Annotated in this window: 23 protein-coding genes; 10 read left to right on the forward strand and 13 right to left on the reverse strand. The window is 61.9% G+C overall.

Going from position 1 to position 21,991, the window contains the following annotated elements; translation table 11 throughout:
- Positions 1 to 21 precede the first annotated feature (21 nt).
- Complete coding sequence (gene hemL, locus RDN59_RS00880; RefSeq protein ID WP_308606151.1) at positions 22 to 1,356, reverse strand: glutamate-1-semialdehyde 2,1-aminomutase; 1,335 nt, start codon at positions 1,354 to 1,356, stop codon at positions 22 to 24.
- A gap of 202 nt (positions 1,357 to 1,558) precedes the next feature.
- Between hemL and RDN59_RS00885 the strand changes: the two genes are divergently transcribed.
- From RDN59_RS00885 to RDN59_RS00900, 4 genes are all read left to right on the forward strand, one after another.
- Positions 1,559 to 2,026, forward strand: coding sequence for a hypothetical protein (locus RDN59_RS00885; protein ID WP_308606152.1), 468 nt, complete (start codon positions 1,559 to 1,561; stop codon positions 2,024 to 2,026).
- Between the two features lie 221 nt (positions 2,027 to 2,247).
- A complete protein-coding gene (locus RDN59_RS00890) occupies positions 2,248 to 3,858 on the forward strand; it encodes an efflux RND transporter periplasmic adaptor subunit (RefSeq protein ID WP_308606153.1) in 1,611 nt (536 codons plus the stop codon).
- Positions 3,855 to 4,529, forward strand: coding sequence for an ABC transporter ATP-binding protein (locus RDN59_RS00895; RefSeq protein ID WP_308606154.1), 675 nt, complete (start codon positions 3,855 to 3,857; stop codon positions 4,527 to 4,529). The genes RDN59_RS00890 and RDN59_RS00895 overlap by 4 nt, the downstream gene beginning before the upstream one ends.
- The gene (locus tag RDN59_RS00900) at positions 4,526 to 5,821 is read left to right on the forward strand and encodes an ABC transporter permease (RefSeq protein ID WP_308606155.1); all 1,296 of its coding nucleotides are present in this window, start codon (positions 4,526 to 4,528) and stop codon (positions 5,819 to 5,821) included. Before RDN59_RS00895 ends, RDN59_RS00900 begins: the two co-directional genes overlap by 4 nt.
- A gap of 92 nt (positions 5,822 to 5,913) precedes the next feature.
- On the opposite strand, the gene RDN59_RS00905 is transcribed toward RDN59_RS00900, so the two are convergent.
- Both RDN59_RS00905 and RDN59_RS00910 read right to left on the reverse strand, forming a co-directional pair.
- A complete protein-coding gene (locus RDN59_RS00905) occupies positions 5,914 to 7,026 on the reverse strand; it encodes a hypothetical protein (protein ID WP_308606156.1) in 1,113 nt (370 codons plus the stop codon).
- Between the two features lie 47 nt (positions 7,027 to 7,073).
- Positions 7,074 to 7,388: a multidrug efflux SMR transporter gene (locus RDN59_RS00910; protein WP_308606157.1), complete on the reverse strand. Its 315-nt coding sequence runs from the start codon at positions 7,386 to 7,388 to the stop codon at positions 7,074 to 7,076.
- A 73-nt stretch (positions 7,389 to 7,461) separates the two neighbouring features.
- Here RDN59_RS00910 and RDN59_RS00915 point away from each other — a divergent pair, with 73 nt between their 5' ends.
- The gene (locus RDN59_RS00915) at positions 7,462 to 8,301 is read left to right on the forward strand and encodes an NAD(P)-dependent oxidoreductase (RefSeq protein WP_308606158.1); all 840 of its coding nucleotides are present in this window, start codon (positions 7,462 to 7,464) and stop codon (positions 8,299 to 8,301) included.
- Between the two features lie 9 nt (positions 8,302 to 8,310).
- Here RDN59_RS00915 and RDN59_RS00920 read toward each other — a convergent pair whose 3' ends face one another.
- Positions 8,311 to 8,958: a Fic family protein gene (locus tag RDN59_RS00920; protein ID WP_308606159.1), complete on the reverse strand. Its 648-nt coding sequence runs from the start codon at positions 8,956 to 8,958 to the stop codon at positions 8,311 to 8,313.
- 20 nt (positions 8,959 to 8,978) lie between these two features.
- Positions 8,979 to 9,158, reverse strand: coding sequence for an antitoxin VbhA family protein (locus RDN59_RS00925; RefSeq protein ID WP_308606160.1), 180 nt, complete (start codon positions 9,156 to 9,158; stop codon positions 8,979 to 8,981).
- A gap of 177 nt (positions 9,159 to 9,335) precedes the next feature.
- Between RDN59_RS00925 and RDN59_RS00930 the strand changes: the two genes are divergently transcribed.
- From RDN59_RS00930 to RDN59_RS00950, 5 genes are all read left to right on the forward strand, one after another.
- On the forward strand, positions 9,336 to 9,914 hold the full coding sequence (locus RDN59_RS00930) for an ATP-binding cassette domain-containing protein (RefSeq protein ID WP_308606162.1): 579 nt from the start codon (positions 9,336 to 9,338) through the stop codon (positions 9,912 to 9,914).
- Positions 9,914 to 10,930 carry an ABC transporter permease gene (locus RDN59_RS00935; RefSeq protein WP_308606189.1) on the forward strand — a complete coding sequence of 339 codons (1,017 nt, stop codon included), beginning with the start codon at positions 9,914 to 9,916 and terminating at the stop codon, positions 10,928 to 10,930. The genes RDN59_RS00930 and RDN59_RS00935 overlap by 1 nt, the downstream gene beginning before the upstream one ends.
- Before the next feature lie 84 nt (positions 10,931 to 11,014).
- Positions 11,015 to 12,532 carry an ABC-F family ATP-binding cassette domain-containing protein gene (locus tag RDN59_RS00940; protein WP_308606163.1) on the forward strand — a complete coding sequence of 506 codons (1,518 nt, stop codon included), beginning with the start codon at positions 11,015 to 11,017 and terminating at the stop codon, positions 12,530 to 12,532.
- A gap of 63 nt (positions 12,533 to 12,595) precedes the next feature.
- Positions 12,596 to 12,853, forward strand: coding sequence for a type II toxin-antitoxin system Phd/YefM family antitoxin (locus RDN59_RS00945; protein ID WP_070447928.1), 258 nt, complete (start codon positions 12,596 to 12,598; stop codon positions 12,851 to 12,853).
- Positions 12,854 to 12,858: 5 nt separating this feature from the next.
- Positions 12,859 to 13,113: a Txe/YoeB family addiction module toxin gene (locus tag RDN59_RS00950; RefSeq protein ID WP_308606164.1), complete on the forward strand. Its 255-nt coding sequence runs from the start codon at positions 12,859 to 12,861 to the stop codon at positions 13,111 to 13,113.
- Here the strand turns inward: RDN59_RS00950 and RDN59_RS00955 are convergent, their stop codons facing one another.
- From RDN59_RS00955 to RDN59_RS00990, 8 genes are all read right to left on the reverse strand, one after another.
- Positions 13,114 to 14,496 carry a protoporphyrinogen oxidase gene (locus RDN59_RS00955; RefSeq protein WP_308606166.1) on the reverse strand — a complete coding sequence of 461 codons (1,383 nt, stop codon included), beginning with the start codon at positions 14,494 to 14,496 and terminating at the stop codon, positions 13,114 to 13,116. It abuts the gene before it with no gap.
- Positions 14,497 to 15,537, reverse strand: coding sequence for a uroporphyrinogen decarboxylase (gene hemE / locus RDN59_RS00960; protein WP_308606167.1), 1,041 nt, complete (start codon positions 15,535 to 15,537; stop codon positions 14,497 to 14,499).
- Positions 15,538 to 15,575: 38 nt separating this feature from the next.
- Positions 15,576 to 16,073, reverse strand: coding sequence for a tellurium resistance protein TerC (locus RDN59_RS00965; RefSeq protein WP_308606168.1), 498 nt, complete (start codon positions 16,071 to 16,073; stop codon positions 15,576 to 15,578).
- Positions 16,070 to 16,783 carry a hypothetical protein gene (locus tag RDN59_RS00970; protein WP_308606169.1) on the reverse strand — a complete coding sequence of 238 codons (714 nt, stop codon included), beginning with the start codon at positions 16,781 to 16,783 and terminating at the stop codon, positions 16,070 to 16,072. The genes RDN59_RS00965 and RDN59_RS00970 overlap by 4 nt, the downstream gene beginning before the upstream one ends.
- A gap of 10 nt (positions 16,784 to 16,793) precedes the next feature.
- On the reverse strand, positions 16,794 to 17,771 hold the full coding sequence (hemB, locus tag RDN59_RS00975) for a porphobilinogen synthase (protein WP_049154862.1): 978 nt from the start codon (positions 17,769 to 17,771) through the stop codon (positions 16,794 to 16,796).
- Positions 17,772 to 17,856: 85 nt separating this feature from the next.
- Positions 17,857 to 19,539 (reverse strand): uroporphyrinogen-III synthase, encoded by a 1,683-nt coding sequence (locus RDN59_RS00980; RefSeq protein WP_308606170.1) that lies wholly within the window; start codon positions 19,537 to 19,539, stop codon positions 17,857 to 17,859.
- A 180-nt stretch (positions 19,540 to 19,719) separates the two neighbouring features.
- Positions 19,720 to 20,610 (reverse strand): hydroxymethylbilane synthase, encoded by an 891-nt coding sequence (gene hemC, locus RDN59_RS00985; protein WP_308606171.1) that lies wholly within the window; start codon positions 20,608 to 20,610, stop codon positions 19,720 to 19,722.
- Positions 20,611 to 21,987 carry a glutamyl-tRNA reductase gene (locus tag RDN59_RS00990; protein ID WP_308606172.1) on the reverse strand — a complete coding sequence of 459 codons (1,377 nt, stop codon included), beginning with the start codon at positions 21,985 to 21,987 and terminating at the stop codon, positions 20,611 to 20,613.
- Between the last annotated feature and the right edge of the window lie 4 nt (positions 21,988 to 21,991).

Genomic DNA, 21,991 nt, shown 5'->3' on the forward strand with positions numbered 1-21,991 from the left:
CTATCCCCTCAAATGGTTGGTTTACTGCGGGCGCTGCGCGCTGGCAGCGGCCTGGGCGGCAGGCTTGAGAGCTGCCTCGATTACCTCAAAATCATTGTCCGTGAGCGCATCAGACACAAACCAAGTCTCGAAGGCTGACGGCGGGACGTAGACGCCGCCTTCCAGCAGAGCGTGGAAGAAGGGTGCGAAGCGCCAGGTATCGGCGGCCTGCATATCGGCAAAGTTGCGGCCTTGCCCCTCGGCGAAACGGATGGAGAACATCGTCTCCGCGCGCTGAATGTGGTGTGCCACGCCGGCGGCATCAAGTGCCGCCGTAATGAGGCCGGTCAGGCGGTCCGCGTTGGCCTGCAGGCGCGGGTACAGCTCTTCGTTGGCCAGCTCCAGGGAAGCCAGGCCGGAGGCCATCGCCACCGGGTTTCCGGACAGCGTGCCCGCCTGGTAGACGGGGCCAGCCGGGGCGAGGGAAGCCATGACGTCGGCGCGACCACCGAAGGCAGCGGCCGGCAGGCCACCAGAGACCACCTTGCCGAAGGTCACCAGGTCACCCGCTACCCCATCGACGCCGAACCAGCCCTTGAAGGAGGTACGGAAACCGGTCATGACCTCGTCGAGGATGAGCAGGGCGCCGTCGGCATGCGCGATCTCCTTGAGCGCCGCATTGAAGCCCTCCTCCGGGGCCACGGTGCCCATGTTGCCGGCGGCTGCTTCCGCGATAATGCAGGCGATCTCTCCCGGGTGCGCGGCAAAGGCCTCGCGGACAGCGTCGAGATCGTTGTACGGGACAACGATGGTATCTGCGGCCGAAGCGCCGGTCACGCCCGGGGAATCCGGGAGCGCGAAGGTGGCCACGCCGGAGCCAGCCGATGCCAACAGCGCATCCACGTGGCCGTGGTAGCAGCCTTCAAACTTCAGGACCTTGGCGCGGCCGGTAAAACCGCGGGCCAGGCGCACGGCGGACATGGTAGCCTCCGTGCCGGAGTTGACCAGGCGCACCTGCTCCACGGCGGTGCGCTTGACGATGTGCTCCGCCAGCAGCGTCTCGCCCTCGGTCGGGGCGCCGAAGGAGAGGCCGTCGGCAGCCGCCTTCTGCACCGCCTCCACGATGGCCGGGTGGGCATTGCCGTGGATCATCGGGCCATAGGAGCTGACCAGGTCGACGTACTCATTACCGTCGATATCCCAGAGGCGAGAGCCCTTACCGCGAGCGATAACGCGGGCTTGACCGCCCACGGACCCGAAGGCGCGGACCGGGGAATTCACACCGCCCGGGGTGACCTTGGTGGCGCGCTCGAACCACTCGGCGGACTGGGACGTGTTCTGCTGGTTTAGCTGGCTGGAGTTAGGCATAGCCCACATTGTATCGGTTTTAGCCCTATACAAAAGTTGGAGTCCCCTCGTGTCTTGCAGCCTCCTCTCCACCACCTCGCGAGTACCCTCAGCGCGCTCGCGCTGCGCACCCGCCATGGGAACGCTATGCTGGCAGCACACCGTTGATTCTGCCTTCCTTTATTAAGCGCTGGGGTGCGCTGTGGGGAGGCACTACTTAAGGGGGACTCCCATGGCATCGTGCCGTATTCTTGTCATTTTTGCTTGCCTTCCGCTTTCTGCCTGCGCTGCCACGCAGGCTGAACCCGCTCCGCGAGCCGAGCCCAGTCCCACCACCTCGGCCCAACCGACGTCCTGGGAGCCGAATGCCCTACCTCAGCCGGTCAACCGCTTGGGCGACACCACCTCCATCGCACCAGTCCCGGTCGAACCAGAACCTGAAGCCGAAGCACCAGCTCCCGCACCCGCAGTAGCCGAAACACCCACGCCGCGCGTCGAAGTAGAAACCGTCACCGTCCGCGCGCCAGCGCCCGCACCAGCGCCCCGTCCGGCCCCACCGCAGCGGCCCAAACCCAAGTTTGAGCTTCCCGAGCCCCCGCAGATCCCCCTCCCGCCGGAAGTTCAGGAGGGTCTCGATCAGCTACCCAAACTGCCGCCTTTGCCGAAGGCGGAAGAAATCCGCATCGATGTGCCCTTCTAGATGGGGCTACCAAGTACGTTTCGATCAAATAGCGGCAGAAAATCGCCGATTTTGGGGCCCTTATTTGATCGAAACGTCACCAGACTGCACAGCCCAACGTCCTCTAGGGGTAGACCCTGATCTACCTCCTATATTCCCCCACTGCGCATGACAAGACACATGCCCGAGAGTTAATCTGAACCCGATTTCAATGACGGCGTTAACCTGACAGTAAGGGATTCATGAATAAGAAAGCTCTCGGCATCACTGCTGGCGCTATCGCTGCGGTTCTCCTCGCAGGCGGCGGTGGAATGTACGCACTAACCAGTGGGTCTTCCGATATTCAGCTCACCGCAACCGATGTCACGAAAACCGCCAAAGAAGACCTCATCAGCTCCGTCTCCGCCTCCGGAACGGTTTCTGCCGAGCGCGAACTCTCGCTGACCACCTCACTGACCGGCCCCATCCAGTCCTTGGACGCGAAGGTGGGCGATCGCGTCGAGGCCCAACAGCTGCTCGGCCGCATGGACACCACCGAAACCGAGCGTGAACTCGAGGCCCAGCGCACCTCCCAGGAGGCAGGCAAGCTCGAGGCCGTCCATCAGATCGAGGACGCCCAGCTGCAGCTGCGCCAGCTCCAGGATTCCCTCGACCAAGGCCTCAACCCCGAGGTCAACAGCGCCCAATCCGCCGTGAACTCGGCACAGACCGAGTACGCCGAGGCGCAGCGCAAGCTCGATGATGCCCTCGCCGCCAAGGGCGACCGCCCCGAGATTGCAGAGGCACGCGCCGCCGTCGAACAAGCACGCTCCGGCGTGCGCGATGCTGAGTCCAAGTCTTTCCAGTCCGCACTGGCCTCCCTCGGCACCGCCACCGAGGATCCCTCCGGCCTCAACACCGCCAGCGCTTTCTTGAGCTATCTGGACTCCGATGAGGCAGTGCAGGACTCCGAGCGTCAGCTCAAGCAGTCCGAGGAATCCTATGGCCGCGTCCTCCGCGGTATCGACCGCGAACTGGGCGAACAACAGCGCGCGACCGCCGCCTCCTACCAAGCGGTTGCCGATGCCGAACGCGCACTGCAAGCCAGCAACCTCGCCATCGAGCAGCAGATTTCCTCCCAGTCCCAAGCGGTGAACCATGCGGTGGAATCGGCGGCGTCGGCAAGCGCGAATAACGCCAAGGAAAATGGGCCGCTGGAGTACCGGCTCTCCCAGGCCGACCTGCGCTCCCCACTGGCGGGAGTCATCACCGCCGTCAATGGCAAAGCCGGCATGCCCGCCGAAGGCCCTATCCTCACCGTGGCGGATGACTCCTCCCTGTTGGTGAAATCCACGGTCAAGGAGGGCGATATCGCCCGCATCAAGGTCGGCGATGAAGTCTCCTTCACCTCGCCGTCGAGCCCCGGCAAGGAGTACAAAGGCAAGGTCGCCTTCATCTCCCCCACCGCTGAACAGCCCGACGTCGAGGCCGGTGCAGGCGGCGGATCCGGCAACCCAACTGGTTCCTCCAAGCCCGAATTCCCCGTGCACATCCGCGTCGATGGCAACCGCGAAGGCCTGCGCCTCGGTTCCACCACGAAGGTGAAGATCATTACGAAGAAGGATAAGAACGTCATCACCGTGCCGCTCTCCGCCATCTATGACGACAGCGGCAAGAAGAACGTTCTCGTCATCGACAACGGCACGATCCAGGCGCGCGAAGTGAAGGTCGCCAGCGAATCTGATTTCTCTGCCGCCATCTCCTCCGGCCTCAAGGAGGGCGAAACCGTCATCAGCCAGGCGGATACGCACAAGGACATGGTCGGCATGTCCGCCTCCGTCGATGGCTCCGATGATGCGGAAGAGAACGCATGAGCCGCCTCATTGAGATGCGGGGAATCGTCAAACGTTTCAACGAGGGCCTCGACAGCGAGCTAACCGTCATCCCGGGCCTCGATTTCAGCGTGGACGAAGGCGAATTTGTGGCAGTCGTGGGCCAGTCCGGCTCCGGCAAGTCCACGCTCATGAACATCATTGGCTTGCTCGACCGCCCCACCGCCGGCGAGTACCAGCTGGCTGGCGTGGATGCGCTGGCGCTTGGCGACGACAAACTGGCCTCCTTCCGCGGCCAAAAAATCGGTTTCATCTTCCAGAATTTCAACCTGATTGGCCGTATGTCCGCGCTGAAGAACGTGGAGATGCCCATGGTTTATGCAGGTGTTTCTGCCCACGAGCGCACCCAGCGTGCAGAAAATCTCTTGGAGATGGTCGGCATGAGCGACCGCATGAACCACTTGCCCAACGAGCTTTCTGGTGGCCAAAAGCAGCGCGTGGCTGTAGCCCGCGCCTTGGCCAATCAGCCGGAGATTCTGTTGGCGGACGAGCCCACCGGTGCGCTGGATTCGCAGACCGGCCGCATGGTCATGGACTTATTCCACGAACTGCACCGCACGCATGGAAAGACCATTTTGTTCATTACCCACAACCCGGAATTGGCTGATGAATGCAGCCGCACCGTCACGATGAAGGACGGTGTGCTGTCATGAATTTCGCTGAATCCACCAAGATGGCGCTGACGAGCCTGCGCACCAACAAGATGCGCTCGGCGCTAACACTCTTAGGCGTCATCATCGGCATCGCCGCGGTGATCGCCATCGTCACACTCGGCCACTCCTTGCAGGCCTCGGTTCAAAAAGACTTGGACAAGGTCGGCGCCAATAACTTCACCGTTCAGGTCAAGGAGCGCCCTGAGGAGGGCGAAGAGGAAGAAGCCGACGATCCCTTCATGGGCGGCGGCTATGTCGAGGACGAGTCCTCGATGCTCACCCCGGACATGCTGGACCGCGCCAAGGAGGTCATGGGGGACCAGATCGCCGGCATCAATATCGGCGAGTACAGCTCCTATTCCGGCGCCCTCGTGGTCGAGGGCGAATCCGGGGAGGAGACCGCCAACCTCCTCATCCGCCCGACCAACCCGGACTATGTCTCAGGCTCCTCCTATTCCATCGTGGCCGGTCGCTTCCTCAATGAAGACGATATCGATTCCAGCCGGGCAGTAGCCATGCTGGATAAGGAGACCGCCACCAAACTTTTCGGTGCTCCTGAAGACGCCATTGGCCAATACGTAAGCTTCGAAACCCAAGAGGCCTCCCCGATTGAGCTCGCCGTCGTCGGCGTCTTTGAAGAACCGCAAACCGGCCCTCTTGTGGGCGGTGGTCCCAGCCAATCCGCCTTCGTTCCTTACCCGCTGGAAGCCGAACTTTCCGATTCCCCCGGTGCCGGCACCGCCTTCAGCGAGGTCACCGTTCGCGGCAACCCAGACTTGGATAAGTCCGCGGTGGCCAGCAACCTGCAGCGTGTCTTCGATAGCTATTACAAGGACAACCCGGACTACATGGTCAAAGTGACCGACTTCAGCGATGACCTCGCGTCCTTGAACCAGATCTTCACCACGATGAGCCTAGTGCTCGCGGCCATCGGCGGTATCTCACTGCTCGTCGGCGGCATCGGCGTGATGAACATTATGCTCATCACCGTCACCGAGCGCACCCGCGAGATTGGCATCCGCAAGGCGCTTGGCGCACGCCGCCGTGATATCCGCATCCAGTTCATCACGGAGGCCATCGTGGTCTGCCTCATCGGTGGACTCATCGGCATCGCCATCGGCACCGCCGCCGGCATGGCGGGTGCGGCCGCCATCGGCTCGCTCGTGGCGCCGCCGCTGTGGGCGGTTACCCTCTCGCTGCTCTTCTCGCTGGCTATTGGCCTCTTCTTTGGCTACTACCCCGCAGGGAAGGCCGCGAAGCTGGACCCGATTGAGGCGCTGCGCTACGAATGATCCCTTTTCCTGTACTTTCACCGTAAGAGGCACTGTTGAAACTCATATAGAAGCCATTAAGCCTCCGGTCTGGCAATTACTTCCGCTCCATCTTATGAAGTGCGTGATATGGAGGAGATCCCACATGCATCGTCTCGGCACGCACTCTTTTCATAGCTAAGTTGGGCTACGACTTTTTCCGGAGCTTCCCATCGGCGGATTTCAATGAAATTCCTGCGGAGGATGCCAAAGAATGGCTCTGCTGAAAAACTAACTGGTATAAATCCGTCCTCATGAAAATCTGGAATTGTTCCAGTTCGTTCTGGCGACTGACCATCGCGATGATTGATAAACACATTTCCGCTTGTATCGATAAAGCCATTCTCGCCAAAAGGCAAGCTACGTGCAACAGCAAAGTCTTTAGGGAGCTCCATTGAAAACTGCCTAACTTTCTGCGTTACTACTTCATCATTGCTAACCCGAACCTCGAATGACTTAAAGTTAGTGACTTCCCCTTCAGTCCTCCCCTCTAAAACTTCAAATAACCCATCACCTAAGTAATTGACATGGGGGTACTTGAAATCTGGAACAGCGGTGTCATAGCCACGAGGAAAATCAATGGTCTTAACTGAGCCATCGCTGCTAACCAACACAAGATCCTTCTTATGGTGTTCGCCTTCAAAGGAGTCACCAACGACAAGCGCTGCTTCCTCCCCCACCGCAAGGGAGTGGGGAACGGTTGGAACTGGTTCTTTAAACGTTGATTGTCCGGAAAACACTACAACAGAGTGATGGAACTCCACTGAAGCGGATTCGTTGATGATAGCCACGGATAAGTTTCCTTCAGGAGAACCGCCATAGAATGAAACGGGACTGTGCTCCAGAAAAGAAGCTTTTTCTTCTCCTGTTGCAAGATCATCTAACGAATCAGAAAAATAGCCGTAACTCCTTCCATGGGCGGATAGAGCTACTGGAGTCCAGCTTCCTTGTCCCTGTGTTGATGCCAAAAGCTGACCAGTCGGGGAGTACACATAATACGAGTTCGGGATATCTGAAGAATACGGCTCCATCACGGGCCCATAGGAAACGATGAAGTTTCCAGGGGAAGCCCATGCCGCACTGTCATCAGAAGAATGCTCGTCACTCGTACACCCCACAAGAACCGTGCACGCAGCCGATACAGCTAGCCAGAAAAGACCTAGTTTTTTCAAAGTCACCTTACTCACCTGACATTCTTGGGGTTCCTCGTCGTCGTGTGAAACGACGACGCCTCCTAATGCACCACCTTCAGGCCCACGATTCCGCCAATGATCATGGCGAGGAACAGAACCTTCCAGACGGTTGCCGCCTCGTGCCCAGCGGCGAAGGAGTAGATGACGGTGACCATCGCGCCCACTCCGGCCCACACCGCGTAGGCCGTGCCCACGGGGATGGACTTCATGGCCCAGCCCAACCCGCCCATGGAAATGGCGCAGGCAACGAAAAAGATCACCGAGGGCCACAGGCGGCTAAAGCCCTCCGACTTATCCAGCGCTGCTGCCCACACAGCCTCAAAGGCACCGGAGAAAATCAACACGAACCACGCCATTTCTCAGCCTCCCTCCTCCGGGGCTCGCATGAATCGCGGCGAGCCTGCCCACAATGATGGCACACTGGGCGGCATGAAGATTGCATTCCTTGGTACTGGCCGCATGGGCACGGAGCTCGCCCGACATCTCCTCAAGAACCATGAGCTCACCGTGTGGAACCGCACCGCCGAGCGCGCGCAGCCGCTGGTCGACGCCGGCGCTACCCTCGCCGATTCCCCCACCGCCGCCGTGGAGGGTGCAGAGATCATCATCACCTCGCTCTTTGGGCCCGATGACATCCGTGAACAGGTCATTGACGCCAACCTCATCCCGAAGGGCGTGACCTGGATCGATACCACGACCGTTTCCCCTGAGGCCGCCCGCGAGTTCGCCGCCGCGGTCGACTCTTATGTCCACGCACCCGTCGTCGGCTCGCTGGGCCCGGCGCGCGAAGGCAAGCTCGGTGTCTATGTGGGCACGCCTGACGACGACCGCCGTGAGCTCGCCATGACCATCGCCGAGTCCTGGGCCGACGAGAACAAGCTCATCGGCGTAGAATCCGCCGCCACCGCGGCGATTGGCAAACTCCTGGCCAACCTAGCCCTCGCCGTTACTGCGGAGGGAGTGCTGGAGGCACTGCACCTCGGTGAGTCTGAGGGCCTCGATTCCGAGGTCATCCTCGAGATGCTCGACATCACCGGCCTGGCCTTCATGAAGAACATGAAGGGGCCATTCATCACCGGCGAGCGCAACACCACTCCGGGTGACTTCACCGTGGATGCCCTGTGCAAGGACGCCAAGCTCATGGAGATGACCGCCAACAAGCCGCTGCCTGCGGTGGCCGCCGCCATCGAGCGCTTTGAGGAGCAGCAGGCCATGGGCCACGGCGACCAGGACTTCTCCTCCATCTTCGTCTTCCGCAACAAGGGATAGGCCGAGCGTTTAGGCGCCCTGCTTGGCGACGAGCCCGCACAGCACCTCCTCCAGCTGCGCGTTATCTCCCGTGTCCTGACTGTGAAAGCGCGCGGCAATAAACTCCGCGCGCACGCGGCTATCACTCGCTAGCCGCTCCACATTAAGTTGGTATCCTGCCGCCGTAACCAACGCGTCAAAGAACACCGTCTGTGTGCGGGTGTTGCCTTCTCTAAAACTGTGGACCACATTGAGCTCACCCCACAGCTCAGCCAGCTTGGCCACAAACTCATCAATCTCTAGGCCACGCAGAAAGTCATCCTTCGCCAGCCCCGCAAACAGCTTCTCTGCTGCCTTCGTCATTTCCGGCCCCGCCGGATAGTAGGCATGCCCAGCCTTAATCATGAACTGGCCTACCGGCGCAGTCCGTTCTTCCCCCGCCCACTCGTACACATCCTGAAAAAGATGTCGATGTATCGCCTTGAAATGCGCGTAGTCAAAAGCACCTTCCACAGGCACTATGTAAAGCTGGGCAATCCGAGCGTTGACGGCAACGGTTTCAAGATAATTTAGTCGTTCAAAGTCTGGCTCCCCAAAGGGGTGTTCCTCGCTTAAGAATAGATTTCGTAGAGTCCGCGTACCTGGGATGTAGTAGTCATCCCATTTCTTTTGTCTCATCCCCCGATTCCTCCCATATTTTAGTTGAGCTGGGACTTAGCCTTCGCGATAGCTTCGTCGACTGTCATCTCTCCTGAAGCGACGGCACGGACAAGCACTTCCTGCTCCGCATCCATATCGTGCCCAGCCAACAGCGAAACCCCCTTGGCGAACGTCACACTATCTTCAACGCTCTTCCCTGTTCCTACTGCGCTTGTCATGTGGGCATCCTCCCGAGTTTTCAACTACATTTTCTCTCATTTTAGCAGCTCATAACACCAATCCCAAGGGCGTTTCCCGCCTCTAGAAGAACGTTCAGGGCGTGCATTTTGCTACACTCAATCAATAAGTTTTAACTATTTTCTAGCCGCCCAATCTAAGGAGCTCGCCGCCCAGTAATGCTTTCCATCGACGCCGATTATGGGCATTCCACGCCCCTTGGACACCTTGAGAAGGACTTCGTCCCCGGCCACATTTATGGCCTTGCCGGACCTAATGGTTCAGGTAAATCCACGTTGCTCGCAACGCTCGGCGGGGAGCTTGCGTCTCTTGATGGATCAGTGAAGTGTGACGGTCATCCCATCGGCACGAAGGAACAGCCGGGTGCAGTGGTTACGGTGGCCGAGCCGGTTTTCCTCCCCGACCTCACCGTGGGCGAGCACTTGGACTTGATGGGAAAGGCGACAGGGGTGGACGTCGCCAAGCTCTGCGAGCTCTGGGCACTTGAGTCTCTCCTTCCTCACCCCGCCTCGCGCCTATCCTCGGGCCAACGCCAGCGCGTGTTCCTGGCCGCGCAACTGTACCAGCCGGCGCGCGCTTTGCTTATCGACGAGCCCGAGCGCCACCTCGACGCCGCCTGGACCGAGTTCCTCGCCAGCGAATTGCGCTACCTAGCCGACGAGGAGAATCGCTGCATCGTCGTGGCCTCACATTCCGACACCATCACCCAGGCCTGCGACGAGGTGGTACAGCTGTGATGCGCGTGCTGTCCCGGCTAGGTGATGGCATTTGGTACCTCATCCTCGCCGGCATCGTCTTCGGCTTCGGTTATACAGTCTGGCAAGAAGTCGGCGCCGTCGTGCCTGCCATCCCGGCGCGCATCACGCTGACTGGTATCGCTCCGATTGCCGGCATCGTGGGACTGCTCGCGCTCATGGTGCTCACCGGAGTTCTCTATCCCCTGCGCGCACTGTCGCGGGAACGCTGGGTCTACGTTGACCGGCCGCGCGGCCGGCTCCGCGGCACGGACTGGATCACATGGACGCAGCTGATCGGGTTCGGAGTCTTGGGACTCGGCATCTGCGTGTCCACCGGGCTATCCCCGTGGTTCGCGCTGGTAGTCCCGGCCCTACGTTTCGTCGTGGGGTGGCGGTCGTTCACGTTGGCTTCGCTACTCAGCGCTGGGCGCACGCGCCTGGTCGGCGGTTCTGGCCTAAGCCTTCTCGATTCGGAGGTCACCTCTGATGCCATTGCGAGCCAATCCGCCTGGATTCCTCGTCGCGCCCATGCGCCATCGACGTTAGTGAGTCTCTTCTTCCGTCGTTTGGGACGACGGTGGTACATCGGCGTCGGTGCGCTCGCGGCCCTCGGCCTGACGTTGGGGCTCGCCCCACAGCTCGGGGCGCTGGCCATCGTCGGCTTCATGTCTGCGTGGAGCATCGTCGGCGCAGCGGTTGGGCGCGCCGCCTCCTTTGGCCGCGTCAACGACGATGCATGGCCCGACTGGGGCCTTCCCCTTATAGCTTCTGTGGGCACGGCACTCCTTGGTGCCGGAGCCCTCCTCTTGGTGTGGAAACTCTCCGCCATCGCAGTGGCGCTCATCATCGCCGGTCTTAGCTGGGCGTCGTTTAAGCGTTCCCGCCCGGCACAGGTAGACAGCATGTCCATGCTGGATAGCGGCGGCTTCGGCGTCTCCTTCTCCCCCGAGGTACTGCACTACATTGCCCGCGGTGCTCTCGGCCTTGGCGTGGCGGCCCTTGCGCTGGGGTATTAGCCGGGCTAGTCTTTCGGGCATGAAGATTTTTTCCTAATTCGACGTCACTCTTTTTGCGCGACTTACTCGAAGGTGGATTTCTTCATGCCTATTTCTTTTTCTCATCTCACCGTCGTTTGGCCCGACGGCACCCCCTGTTTCACGGATCTCACCGGCTCGTTTTCCTCCCACTTCACGGGCTTGGTTGGTGCGAATGGCTCCGGGAAATCAACGCTGGCCAAGGTGCTTGCTGGCCTCATTTCTCCGACTTCGGGAACGGTATCCGCGGGCTCAGTCATCTATGTCGACCAGGATTTAGGCCTCCATACGTCTGACAGCATCGCCGATGTCTTTGGCGCAACGGATGTCCTCAACGCCATTGCCCGCATTGAGGCTGGCGAATACTCGGACGACCTCGCCACCACTGTTGGTGAGCAGTGGGACTTGGCAGAGCGCATCGAGGCGACTCTCGACGCCGCGGGTATCCCCTTCCCGCTGGATCGCACTATCGGGACTTTGTCTGGCGGTGAGGCGGTGACCGTGGCGCTGACCGCAGCCTTCTTCCACAAGCCGGATTTCCTGTTCCTCGACGAGCCCACCAATAACCTGGACTCCGAATCTCGCCAGCGCTTACTCGAGCTCATTCGCACCGCACCGATGCCGGTTCTCGTCGTCTCGCACGACCGCGAACTCCTCGAGCACGCGGATAGCATCGCTGAGCTCTACCACGGAACTCTGCGCGAGTTCGAGGGAAACTATTCCTCCTACCGCGCAGCGATTGATGCCGAGCAGGATTCCGCGCAGGCCAAGGTCCGGGAAACCAAGGCCGAGCACCGCAAGCAAATCCGTGAGCGCGCCGCCATGCAGACCCGGCTTGCCCGCGATGCCCGCCGCGGCAAGAATTTCGCAGCCTCGAAGCGCAAACCCGGCATGGCCATGGGCTTGGACAAGAACCGCTCTGAGCGCTCCGCCGCTGGGCGTTCTCAACAGGCCAACGATGCAGTCGTTGCCGCCCAGTCGGCACATGACAAGGCGCAGCGCGCGCTTCGCGACGACACCCATGTCCACATCGACCTCCCCGGCACAGAGCTGCCCACGGGAACCCGCGTGCTCGTGAGCGATCTGCTCAGCATTACTGGCCCCGAGCGCGTTCGCCTCGCCGGGCCCAACGGCAGCGGCAAAACCACTTTCCTCAACCGCGTTGCTCGCGGCGACGTCGAGTACGCGCTGCCCTGCGGATACATCCGCCAACGCATCGTCTTGCCCGAGGAGAAGTCGGTGTTCGACATCGTGCGGGAGGCCAACCCCGGCGCGGACCCGCAGTTCCTGCGCGACCAGCTGGCGCAAATGCTCTTTATCAACGACAAGATCCACCAGCCCGTGGGCCAGCTTTCTGGTGGCGAGCGCTTCCGCGTCGAAATCGCCCGCGTCCTGCTCAGCGATCCGGCCCCGCGCTTTTTGCTTCTCGACGAACCGACGAACAACCTCGATATCCCCACCACCGATTGGCTGATTGAGGTGCTCACGAGCTACCGCGGGGCATTCATCCTGGTCAGCCACGACGAGCACGTGTGCGAACAGCTCGATCTAACGCGCACCGTTCACGTGGCCCCCATAAACTGAAACCTCTCTAGCGCCCACCCTCTTTTCGTTGTACAGTTTCTTGTACAAGGAGGGAGATAGCTTATGAAAACCATGTCCTACTCGGAATCGCGAGCAAGATATGCCGAGGTCCTACAGTCAGTCGTTGATGACCGCGAGGAAGTCATCATCACTCGCAATGGTCATGAGTCTGCAGTCATCGTTTCCTTAGATGACTACAACTCTCTTCGCGAAACTGCTTACCTTCTGCGTTCCCCTCGCAATGCCCAGCGCCTACTTGACTCCATTGAGAGCCTCAATACGGGGAAAGCAACGGAGCACGAGCTCATTGAGGAAGACTAAGCTTCATGGCTCTTTCGTGGACAGAGGAAGCATGGGAGGACTACCTCTGGTGGCAGTCTCACGACAAGAAGATCCTCAAGAGAATCAATAACCTCATTAAGGACATTGCGCGAAACGGCAACGATGGAATAGGAAAACCCGAATCTCTCAAATTCGAGTTGTCCGGGTTCTGGTCTCGGCGAATTACCGAAGAGCACCGACTGATCTATCGCATGAAGGATGCGACCATCGAGATTGCTGGGTGCAGATACCACTACTAGCTAGCTGACGAGTGCCTGCGCGGCAGCGCGTGCACCGGCAATAACAGCGGGCACCCCGACGCCATCGGCCCAGGCGCCGGCGGTGGCGATACCGGGGACGTCGGCAAGCGCGGCACGCACAGCAGCAACGGTGGCCAGGTGCTTCTCGTCGTAGCGGGGGATGCCGCCGAACCAGCGCTGCGTGTAGATCTCTTCCACGCCTGCGGCGCGGCCATCGAAGCCGGTGATCTTCTGCAGATCATCGAGGGCGTAGTCCACTAGGTCATCCTCCTCCGCACGCACGAGGGCGTCATCGCCGAAGCGGCCGAAGGAGGCGCGCACGAGGAAGCCCTCGCGCTCGCCCAAGTGCGGCCACTTGTTAGAGGAGAGCGTGAAGGCCTTGGCGCGCACGCCGGGCTCGTCCGAGGCGACGAGGATGCCGGTGGCCTCCGGAAGGGAGTTGCCCTCCGGATCCATGGCGGAGGCGAAGTTGAAGCCGACGACCACCGAGGAAGCCAGCTGGACGGTGGACAGTTCCTGGGCAGCCTCAGGGGCAACGGCCTTGAGCAGGCGCGCGGTCGTAGGTGCCGGGGTGGCAAAGAGCACGCGGTCGAAGAGGCCGATATCCCCCGGCGCGCCCTTGACCTCAAAGGCATCGCCCTTGCGCGTCACTCCGGAGACAAAGGTGTCCAGGTGAATCTGCGCGCCGGACTTCTCCGCCAGGGCCTCGTAGAGCTCGGCATAGCCGCCCTTGAAGGTGCCAAAGACGGAGCCTTCGGCCGGGCTGCGGCCGGACTCAATCTGCTTGATTGCTGCCGACAGCGTGACGGGGCCTTCCTTCGCCAGTGAGTCCAGCGTGGCCGCTAGGTGCGGAACCGTGGCGCGCAGGCCTAGGTCGTCGGCAGTACAGGAGTAAACGCCACCGAGCAGCGCGGACACCACGTGATCCACCACGTCATCGCCGTACTGCTGGCGCACGAGCTTTCCGACGGAGACATCCCCGCCGACTTCCCACTCGAAGGGCTTCTCGTTGGTGATGCGCTCATTTGTGGCAGCGGAGAAGAAGTCCTGCGGCTGGGACGGAATGCCCATGACACCACCCTGCGGCAGGAAGTGCAGCTCGCCGCCGGTGTACACGCGCGGTCGCAGATCGGCGTTGGGTTCCACGAAGGAATCCTCCAGGCCCAGCTCCGCGAAGAAATCCACGGCATCTTGGCGGCGGCGGATGAAGGCCTCCGCGCCCATGTCTGTTGGCCCGCCATTAAACGGCACGGTGTGCAGCTTGCCGCCGATGCGGCCGGCCGCCTCGAAAACATAAACCTCATGGGAGCCCTCAGTGTTCTGCTTGAGCTCCCATGCCGCGGTGAGTCCCGCCAGTCCAGCACCGATGATCGCGATTTTCATTTAGCCCTCCTCGTGGATGATGGCGACGGCGCGGGTGATGGCGTCGGCGTCGGTAGTCGGCAGAACCCCGTGGCCGAGGTTCCAGATGTGTCCCTTCACGTCGCCGCGAGCGCGTGCGGAGTTGACTTCAGACTTGATGGTACGCACGGCTTGGCGCACGGCATCGTCGCCAGCAAAAAGCAGGGCAGGATCCAGGTTGCCCTGCAGGATATCGGCGTTGACGCGGGCCGCCGCGGCATCCATGCTCACGCGGTAGTCCACGCCCATGACCTCAGAACCGGCCTCCGACATCGCGCCGAGCAGCTCGCCAGTACCCACGCCAAAGTGGATGCGCGGCACGCGGCCCTCCGCGGCTTTAAGGATCTGCGTTGAATAGGGCAGCACAAACTCGCGGTAGTCACGCTCGTTGAGGTAGCCTGCCCAGGAATCGAAGAGCTGCATGGCGTCGATACCGGCATCCAGCTGAAGCTCAAGGAAGGAGATGATCGTCGGGGTCAGGCGCTCCATGAGGTGGTGCCAGGTGTCCGGCTCGGAATGCATCAGGGCCTTAGTGCGCTCATGATTCTTGGAGGGGCCGCCCTCAATGAGATAGCTGGCCAAAGTGAAAGGCGCGCCGACAAAGCCGATGAGAGCCTGCTTGTCGGTGAGCTCGTTCAGGATGATCTCGATGCCCTGGCGTACCTCGGGCACGTCGACGTCGAGAACCGGCAAATTAGCCACGTCCTCCTTGCTGCGCACGGGCGCATCCATGACTGGGCCGCGCCCGGGGACGATTTCCACGCCGACGCCCGCGGCCTTGAGCGGGACGACGATATCGCTGAACAAGATGGCCGCGTCGACGTCGTGGCGGCGCACCGGCTGCAGGGTAATCTCCGCTAGCAGCTCCGGCATGAAGCAGGAATCCAGCATGCTGATTCCCTCACGGACCTTGCGGTATTCCGGCAAAGAACGCCCCGCCTGGCGCATGAACCAGACGGGCGGACGGGAGGGCGTATGACCAGTAGCGGCAGCAATCAGCGGCGCATCAGACAGACGAGACATACCGTCCATTATGAATCAAAAGTTGGAGTGGGCGCCAATCAGGAATTTTGTGCCCGACGGGCCTTGATGAACGCCGTCGAATCCGGGTGAAAGAGGAAGTAGATGGCCACCATGAGCGCCATCGGGATAAGCAACAAGAGCAGCCCGCCCACGCCCGCAATCAGCGCCGCAATGCTGACAAACATGGTGTAGGCAGACACCGCGGTGATAATGCGGCGCGCCCATATCGAACCGCTTGCTAGCTGTGCGGAGCAGGCCGCGATGATGACGGCACCCACCACGTTGGAGATGGCCGCAAAACGCGTGTTGAAGCGGATATAGTCCACCTGCTCCGGGCTGAGCTGAGTGTTCGCCACCGATGTATAGGAACCAAAGATCCCCACCATTCCGGCGGTGAGCATGACAATTGCGGCAATCACGCAGACCCAGTAGGCAATGCGCAGCTGCGAGGGCCAGGTGGAAAAGTCTTGCTCGCCCTGCTTCTTAGGGCGGCGTGGGCGGCGGTTATAGTCCGCGGGGCCGGGGCGCTCACTCATCGCTTGCCGTCCTTGTTGTCTTCTTTCTCCCTGTCCTTTTCTTTATTGTCCTTGTTCTTCTTCTCGCGCTCCTCCAGGTTTTCCTGGCGGCGCTGCTCCTCCATCTCCTTGCGCATCTGGCGCAGCTGCTCCATCTCGCCGGTGTACTCAAGTACCTCTTCCTTGGTGGAGAACATCAAGCCCATCACGGCCGCCACGCCGACGAGGATCTGCACGGCACCATCGAGTAGGAAGAGCCAGTCCGGCACGTTCGCCCCGGCGGGGCTGCTGATGAAGACGATGAGCACGCGGAGAGCAAAGTAGAGGGAAAAGGCGAACCACAGGCGCCGGCCAGTACCGGCTGCCTTGGAGTTCTTGTGGATAAAGCCCAGCATGATGCCCAACAGCACCACGATGGCGAGTGAAATCAGCGAACTGAGGGCCACCGAGCCATAGCCCACGATCTGCACGAAGGCATCGCTGACGTCCTGCCCGGACTTCTCCGCTGCGGACTCCGCCGTAGTGCGGGCCTGGGCAAAGAGCTCCTCCCTATTCAGCAAGGTCAGTACGATACTCAAGACCAGGTGCACCACCTCGAGTACCAAAGCAACGGTCCACACCTTGAGCATGAGAGAGACGGCTTCGGTGCGCTTGGCCTGCTCCTTATCCGGCTCCGTATCCTGCTTCGCCGGCTTTTGTGCCGACGGCGTAGTGTTCGGGCTGAACGTCACGATTCTCCTTTTACTTGAGTAAGCGGGCGGCGTCCGTGGCGAAGTAGGTCAGGATCTGATCCGCGCCCGCGCGCTTGAACGCGGTCAAGGACTCCAGCATAACGGCCTCGCCATCGATCCACCCGTTCTGGGAGGCGGCCTGAATCATCGCGTACTCGCCGGAGACCTGGTAAACAGCCACCGGAACGGAGGAGCGCTCGACAGCACCGGCCAGCACATCGAGGTACGGCAGGCCAGGCTTAACCATGACGATGTCCGCGCCTTCCTCGATGTCCAGGTCCACTTCCAGCATGGACTCGCGGAAGTTGCGCGGGTCCTGCTGGTAGGTACGGCGGTCCCCCTCCAGGGAGGACCCCACGGCATCGCGGAAGGGGCCGAAGAAGGCCGAGGCATACTTGGCCGAGTAGGCCATGATCGCCACATCCTCGTGGCCGGCCTCGTCGAGCGCCTCGCGGATGGCGGCAATCTGTCCGTCCATCATGCCGGAGGGGCTGACCATGTGCGCACCAGCGCGGGCCTGGGAGCGGGCCATGTCCTGGTAGAGCTCCACGGTTTCATCGTTGAGCACGCGGCCTTGGTCATCGACCACGCCGCAGTGGCCGTGGGAGGTGAATTCATCGAGGCAGGTATCCGCCATGACGATGAGGTCATCGCCGAATTCCTGGCGCAACTCCGCAATCGCCACGTTGAGGATGCCCTGCGGGTCCCAAGCCACGGAGCCGGTCGCGTCCTTATCCTCTTCGCGCGGCACGCCGAAGAGATCAACGCAAGTCACGCCCGCATCGAGGGCCTCGTGCGCGGCACGCTTGAGAGAATCCAGGCTGTGCTGCTGCACGCCCGGCATGGAGGGGATATCACGGGGTTCATTCAGACCGTCGACCACGAACATCGGGAGGATGAGGTCGGAGGGGCGCAGCGACGTTTCCGCAACCAAATCCCGAAAAGCCGGGTTCTGACGTAGGCGGCGGGGGCGGCGAGCAATGCTCATGAGTAAAAACTCTCCTTTGAGCTACGAGAAAATTGAACTACCTTCTCGACTCTAGTCGCCCCTTACCTGCCCGCCCCGAAGCGGCCTACGCCGTCTTCTTGCGCGAGCGGCGCTTCTTGCGCGGAGCAGGAAGGTTGCCGGCAGCACGCAGGGCCGCGACGTGGTCAGCGAGGGCGTCGACAAGCATCGGCACGTCCGCGACCTCTGGGACCACGTCCACGCGCAGGCCCACCTCCTCGGCCGCGGCCTTGGTGGAGGGGCCGATGCAGGCGATAATGGTGCGAGCATGCGGCTTGCCCGCAATGCCGACGAGGTTGCGCACCGTCGACGGCGAGGTAAAGGCAACGGCGTCGAAGCCGCCGGTCTTGATCATGTCGCGGATCTCCGCGGCCGGCGGGGCCGCGCGCACCGTGCGGTAGGCCACGACATCATCGACCTCCCAACCCAAGTCCAGCAGGCCAGTCACCAGCGCCTCGCCGGCGATATCGGCGCGCGGCAGCAGTACACGCCCCACGGCGTCGATGTCTTCAACGTAGGTGGGGAACACTTCAACGAGCCCCTCGGCGTTCTGCTTCGTTGCCGGTGGCAGAAGCTCCGGGACCATACCCTTGGCGCGAATCGCATCGGCGGTCTTCTGCCCCACCGCAGCGAGGTGCACGCCGGCGAAGTCGCGGGCATCGAGGCCGAGCTCCGCGATCTTCTTCCACACCGCGCTCACCGCATTCACGGAAGTGAACACGACCCACTTGTAGCGGCCTTCGACAATGCCCTTGATGGCGCGATCCATTTGCGCCGGGTTGCGCGGCGGCTCCACGGAGATGGTGGGCACCGACTGCGGGATGGCGCCGTGGCCGGCCAAGCGAGCGCTCATCGCCGCGGCTTGCTCCTTCGTGCGCGGCACCAGCACGCGCCAACCATAGAGCGAACGGTTCTCCCACCAGGAATACTTCGAGCGATCATCAAAGCTGCGGCCCAGCGTCACCACGAGTTCGCCCGGCAGCTCAGCATCGAGCTTGCCGAGTGTGCCCAGCGTGGTCTCGTGGGTGCGCTGCAGGCGCGTGGTGCCGTGAACGGTGACGTATGCTTCCGTCTCCGCGGGCATCCCGCGCTCCACCAGCTCGGCGGAAATAACCGGCAGGTCATCTGCCGTAGCCTGCAAAACCAGCGGCTGCGTCGCGGTGGCCAGCGCATCCCAGTCCGCGCCTTCCGTGATGTCGGCCTCGGTATAGGTCGCACCGAGAGCAATGCCCGCGAAGGAGGGGACCGTCGAAGGCAGAGACATGCCCGGGACCACCTGGAATTCCATGCCTGCGGCGGCTACGGCGGTGATCTCCGCCTTGATGGACTCACGGTTGAGCGGGTTACCGGTAACCAGACGGATCACGTCGTGGCCCTCGGCGCGCTCGAGCGCGTCACGCAGTTGCTTGACGACGTCCCCCTCGACCTCCTCAAAGACCGCCGCCGTCGGCGGTGCCGGGCGCGGCGGCTTGCGGCGCGCGCCCGCTTCCTTGGCGGCGGCGCAGATGCGCTCGTACTCTTCCTCGGCGGCGTCGAGAAGCTCCTGCGGAACCGGCACCTGCTGCGCTACCATGTCGCGCACTCCCTGTGACACAGCGGCGTCGGTGACAACGTTGGCGGTCGTCTCCAGAACCTCGCGGGCGCGGACGGTCAGCAGGTCGGGATTACCTGGTCCGGCACCGACGAAGACGACTTTGCCCAGATCAGACTTACCCAGCTCAGGCTGGGTATCCGGAACGGCATTGCTCATAAGGTTCTTTTCTAGTTTGTGGATTCCGAGTGCCCCGGCGCCACCGCTGTGGCAGGCGCGGGAAATGGAGACAAGAAAGCCCCTCACTCGCGAGTTAAGGGGGCCTAAATCATTGCTCTCAATGATCGTGTGCTAGATACACACTAAAGGAAAAGGCCCCAAAGCAAAAATTACGTGCGATTACTCCGCTGCCAGTACGTCTGCGGCTCCCTGCGCGAAGAGCTCCTTGGAGACCGCGCGCCCCAATTCTTCAGCCTCGTCCGCTGCTCCTTGAGCCTGAGCGATGAGCTGGCGGGAGCCGTCGAGGGCGAAGACACCGCCACGAACGACCAGCTGCTCGCCCTCCCAGTGGGAAGTGGCGGCGACCGGCGCGGTGCAACCGGCCTCCAGTTGGGAAAGTACGGTGCGCTCGGCGCGGGTGGCGGCGGTGGCGGGGGCGTCGGCAAGCAGAGCAATGGCCTTCGCTGCCTCAGTTCCCTTGACAGCCTCGATGGCCAGCGCGCCCTGCGCAGGAGCAGGCATGAAGACCTCCGAATCGAAGACCTCGGTGGCGCGATCCGCGTAACCCGCGCGCACGAGGCCGGCGTAGGCCAGGAGGACGGCGTCAAGCTCGCCGCTGGTGACCTTGCCCATGCGGGTATCGATGTTGCCGCGCAGCGGACGGATGTCCAGGTCCGGGCGCATCGCCCGCAGCTGACTGATGCGGCGCGGCGCGGAGGTACCCACGCGTGCGCCCTCCGGCAGCTCCTTGAGGGTCAGACCATCGCGGGCAATGAGCGCCTCACGGACGTCCTGGCGCTGCGGCACCACGAGGTCGAAACGGTCATCGGCAGCCGTGGGCAGGTCCTTAAAAGAGTGCACTGCGATCTCGCACTCGCCGCGGTCGACGGCCTCACGCAGGGCCTGCGTAAACACACCCACGCCGATGCGCTCGACAGGAGCCATGTTGACGTCACCCTGCGTGGTAACGATGTGCAGCTCGGCCTCATAGCCTTCCTCTTGCAGCCACTCTTGCACGTGGCCCGACTGAGTCGTGGCTAGGAGGGATCCTCGGGTACCGATCTTCAACATCTATGCGTCCTTTTCTTCCTTAGTGCTTTCCGCGGCTTCCATCTGCGCGGCATCCGGCAGTTCTGCCATGTCTACCGCTACGCCGCTGCCCTCCAAATGGAGTCCAAAGAGTTCCTGGAGCGCGGTCTCATGGCTCACGGTTCCAGAGTTGGCCGCGAGTTGCTTCGCGCGGACCGTAGGCTCGTGGAGCAGCTTATCCGCAACGCGCTTGAGCGCGCGATTGATATCTCCCATCTGGCGCTCGTCCAGCTCGGGGTGCTTCTGCTCCATCCGCGCCACCTCGCACTGGACCAGGTTTGCTGCCCGCTTGCGCAGTGCTGATACCGCCGGGACGACGTCGCGGACGCGCTGTTCGGAAGCATAGGCTTCCAGTTCTTCGCTAACGATGCGCCGCGCCTGCGCGTGCGGGCTGGTGCCGGCTGCCAGGTCGGTGTCGGCTGCTTGCAGAGAGTTGCTCAACCTCTCGATGTTGACCAGGTCGACTCCCTCGACCTCTGCCACGGCGTCATCGATATCGCGTGGCAGGGAGAGATCCACGAGCATCAGTTCGCGGTCGGCCACGTGATAGCGCTCGACGTCGGCCGCCGTAATAGTGAAGCCTTGGGCTCCCGTGGCGGAAATTGCCACATCCACATCCCGCAGGGCCTGGGCGCGCTCCGAGAAGTCGATAACGTCCGCGTACACGCCCGCCTCGTGAGCATGCTGCGCCACGCGCTCCGCACGGGCAATGGTGCGGTTCGCGATAATCAGCTGCGCCCCCAGGCGTCCTGCGTGCGTTGCCGCCAGCGAAGCCATCGCTCCTGCGCCCAAGATGAGCACGCGCTTGCCCGCGAGATCTTCCCTGCCCATGCGGCTTAGCGCCTGATCAAAAGCAAAGGAGACCATGGAGGAGCCCGCCTCATCGATCTCGGTTTCGGAATGCACCCGCTTGCCGGTGCGCAGCGCGAACTGTGCCAGCGCGTGGATGCGCGGGCCGACGGTTCCTTGCTCCGAAGCAAACTGGTAGGCGGTGCGCACCTGGCCGATGATTTGCTGCTCACCCACCACCATCGAGTCCAAGCCGGAGGCCACCATCATGAGGTGCTCGGCGGCGGCGTCGGCATAGCGCACATAGAGATAGGAGCGCAGCTTCTCCTCCTCCACCCCGGAGACGTCAGCGAGGTTGCGCACGACATCCTGAACTCCAGTGTGGAAAGAGTTGGTGACGGTGTAGACCTCGAGGCGGTTGCAGGTGGAGATAATCATCGCCTCGCTCAACGAGCCCGCCGACACCATGGCCCGGCACGTGTCATTCTGCACGGTCTCGTCCATGCTCAGCTTTTCCAGCAGCGCCACCGGCGCCGACTGATGCGACATGCCCACGACGAGCACACTCATGCAC

The sequence above is a fragment of the uncultured Corynebacterium sp. genome, from assembly GCF_902489365.1.
Taxonomy (GTDB): domain Bacteria; phylum Actinomycetota; class Actinomycetes; order Mycobacteriales; family Mycobacteriaceae; genus Corynebacterium.

What these genes read in the sequence shown, in the direction of transcription:
- RDN59_RS00895 (WP_308606154.1), top strand. Translation starts at nt 3,855, where the DNA reads ATGAGCCGCCTCATTGAGATGCGGGGAATCGTCAAACGTTTCAACGAG.
- RDN59_RS00965 (WP_308606168.1), bottom strand. Translation starts at nt 16,073, where the DNA reads ATGAGTGAGCGCCCCGGCCCCGCGGACTATAACCGCCGCCCACGCCGC.
- RDN59_RS00955 (WP_308606166.1), bottom strand. Translation starts at nt 14,496, where the DNA reads ATGAAAATCGCGATCATCGGTGCTGGACTGGCGGGACTCACCGCGGCA.
- RDN59_RS00940 (WP_308606163.1), top strand. Translation starts at nt 11,015, where the DNA reads ATGCCTATTTCTTTTTCTCATCTCACCGTCGTTTGGCCCGACGGCACC.
- hemC (WP_308606171.1), bottom strand. Translation starts at nt 20,610, where the DNA reads ATGTTGAAGATCGGTACCCGAGGATCCCTCCTAGCCACGACTCAGTCG.
- RDN59_RS00980 (WP_308606170.1), bottom strand. Translation starts at nt 19,539, where the DNA reads ATGAGCAATGCCGTTCCGGATACCCAGCCTGAGCTGGGTAAGTCTGAT.
- RDN59_RS00885 (WP_308606152.1), top strand. Translation starts at nt 1,559, where the DNA reads ATGGCATCGTGCCGTATTCTTGTCATTTTTGCTTGCCTTCCGCTTTCT.
- RDN59_RS00935 (WP_308606189.1), top strand. Translation starts at nt 9,914, where the DNA reads ATGCGCGTGCTGTCCCGGCTAGGTGATGGCATTTGGTACCTCATCCTC.
- RDN59_RS00990 (WP_308606172.1), bottom strand. Translation starts at nt 21,987, where the DNA reads ATGAGTGTGCTCGTCGTGGGCATGTCGCATCAGTCGGCGCCGGTGGCG.
- hemB (WP_049154862.1), bottom strand. Translation starts at nt 17,771, where the DNA reads ATGAGCATTGCTCGCCGCCCCCGCCGCCTACGTCAGAACCCGGCTTTT.
- RDN59_RS00930 (WP_308606162.1), top strand. Translation starts at nt 9,336, where the DNA reads ATGCTTTCCATCGACGCCGATTATGGGCATTCCACGCCCCTTGGACAC.
- RDN59_RS00915 (WP_308606158.1), top strand. Translation starts at nt 7,462, where the DNA reads ATGAAGATTGCATTCCTTGGTACTGGCCGCATGGGCACGGAGCTCGCC.
- RDN59_RS00890 (WP_308606153.1), top strand. Translation starts at nt 2,248, where the DNA reads ATGAATAAGAAAGCTCTCGGCATCACTGCTGGCGCTATCGCTGCGGTT.
- hemL (WP_308606151.1), bottom strand. Translation starts at nt 1,356, where the DNA reads ATGTGGGCTATGCCTAACTCCAGCCAGCTAAACCAGCAGAACACGTCC.
- RDN59_RS00945 (WP_070447928.1), top strand. Translation starts at nt 12,596, where the DNA reads ATGAAAACCATGTCCTACTCGGAATCGCGAGCAAGATATGCCGAGGTC.
- RDN59_RS00920 (WP_308606159.1), bottom strand. Translation starts at nt 8,958, where the DNA reads ATGAGACAAAAGAAATGGGATGACTACTACATCCCAGGTACGCGGACT.
- RDN59_RS00900 (WP_308606155.1), top strand. Translation starts at nt 4,526, where the DNA reads ATGAATTTCGCTGAATCCACCAAGATGGCGCTGACGAGCCTGCGCACC.
- RDN59_RS00910 (WP_308606157.1), bottom strand. Translation starts at nt 7,388, where the DNA reads ATGGCGTGGTTCGTGTTGATTTTCTCCGGTGCCTTTGAGGCTGTGTGG.
- RDN59_RS00925 (WP_308606160.1), bottom strand. Translation starts at nt 9,158, where the DNA reads ATGACAAGCGCAGTAGGAACAGGGAAGAGCGTTGAAGATAGTGTGACG.
- hemE (WP_308606167.1), bottom strand. Translation starts at nt 15,537, where the DNA reads ATGTCTCGTCTGTCTGATGCGCCGCTGATTGCTGCCGCTACTGGTCAT.
- RDN59_RS00950 (WP_308606164.1), top strand. Translation starts at nt 12,859, where the DNA reads ATGGCTCTTTCGTGGACAGAGGAAGCATGGGAGGACTACCTCTGGTGG.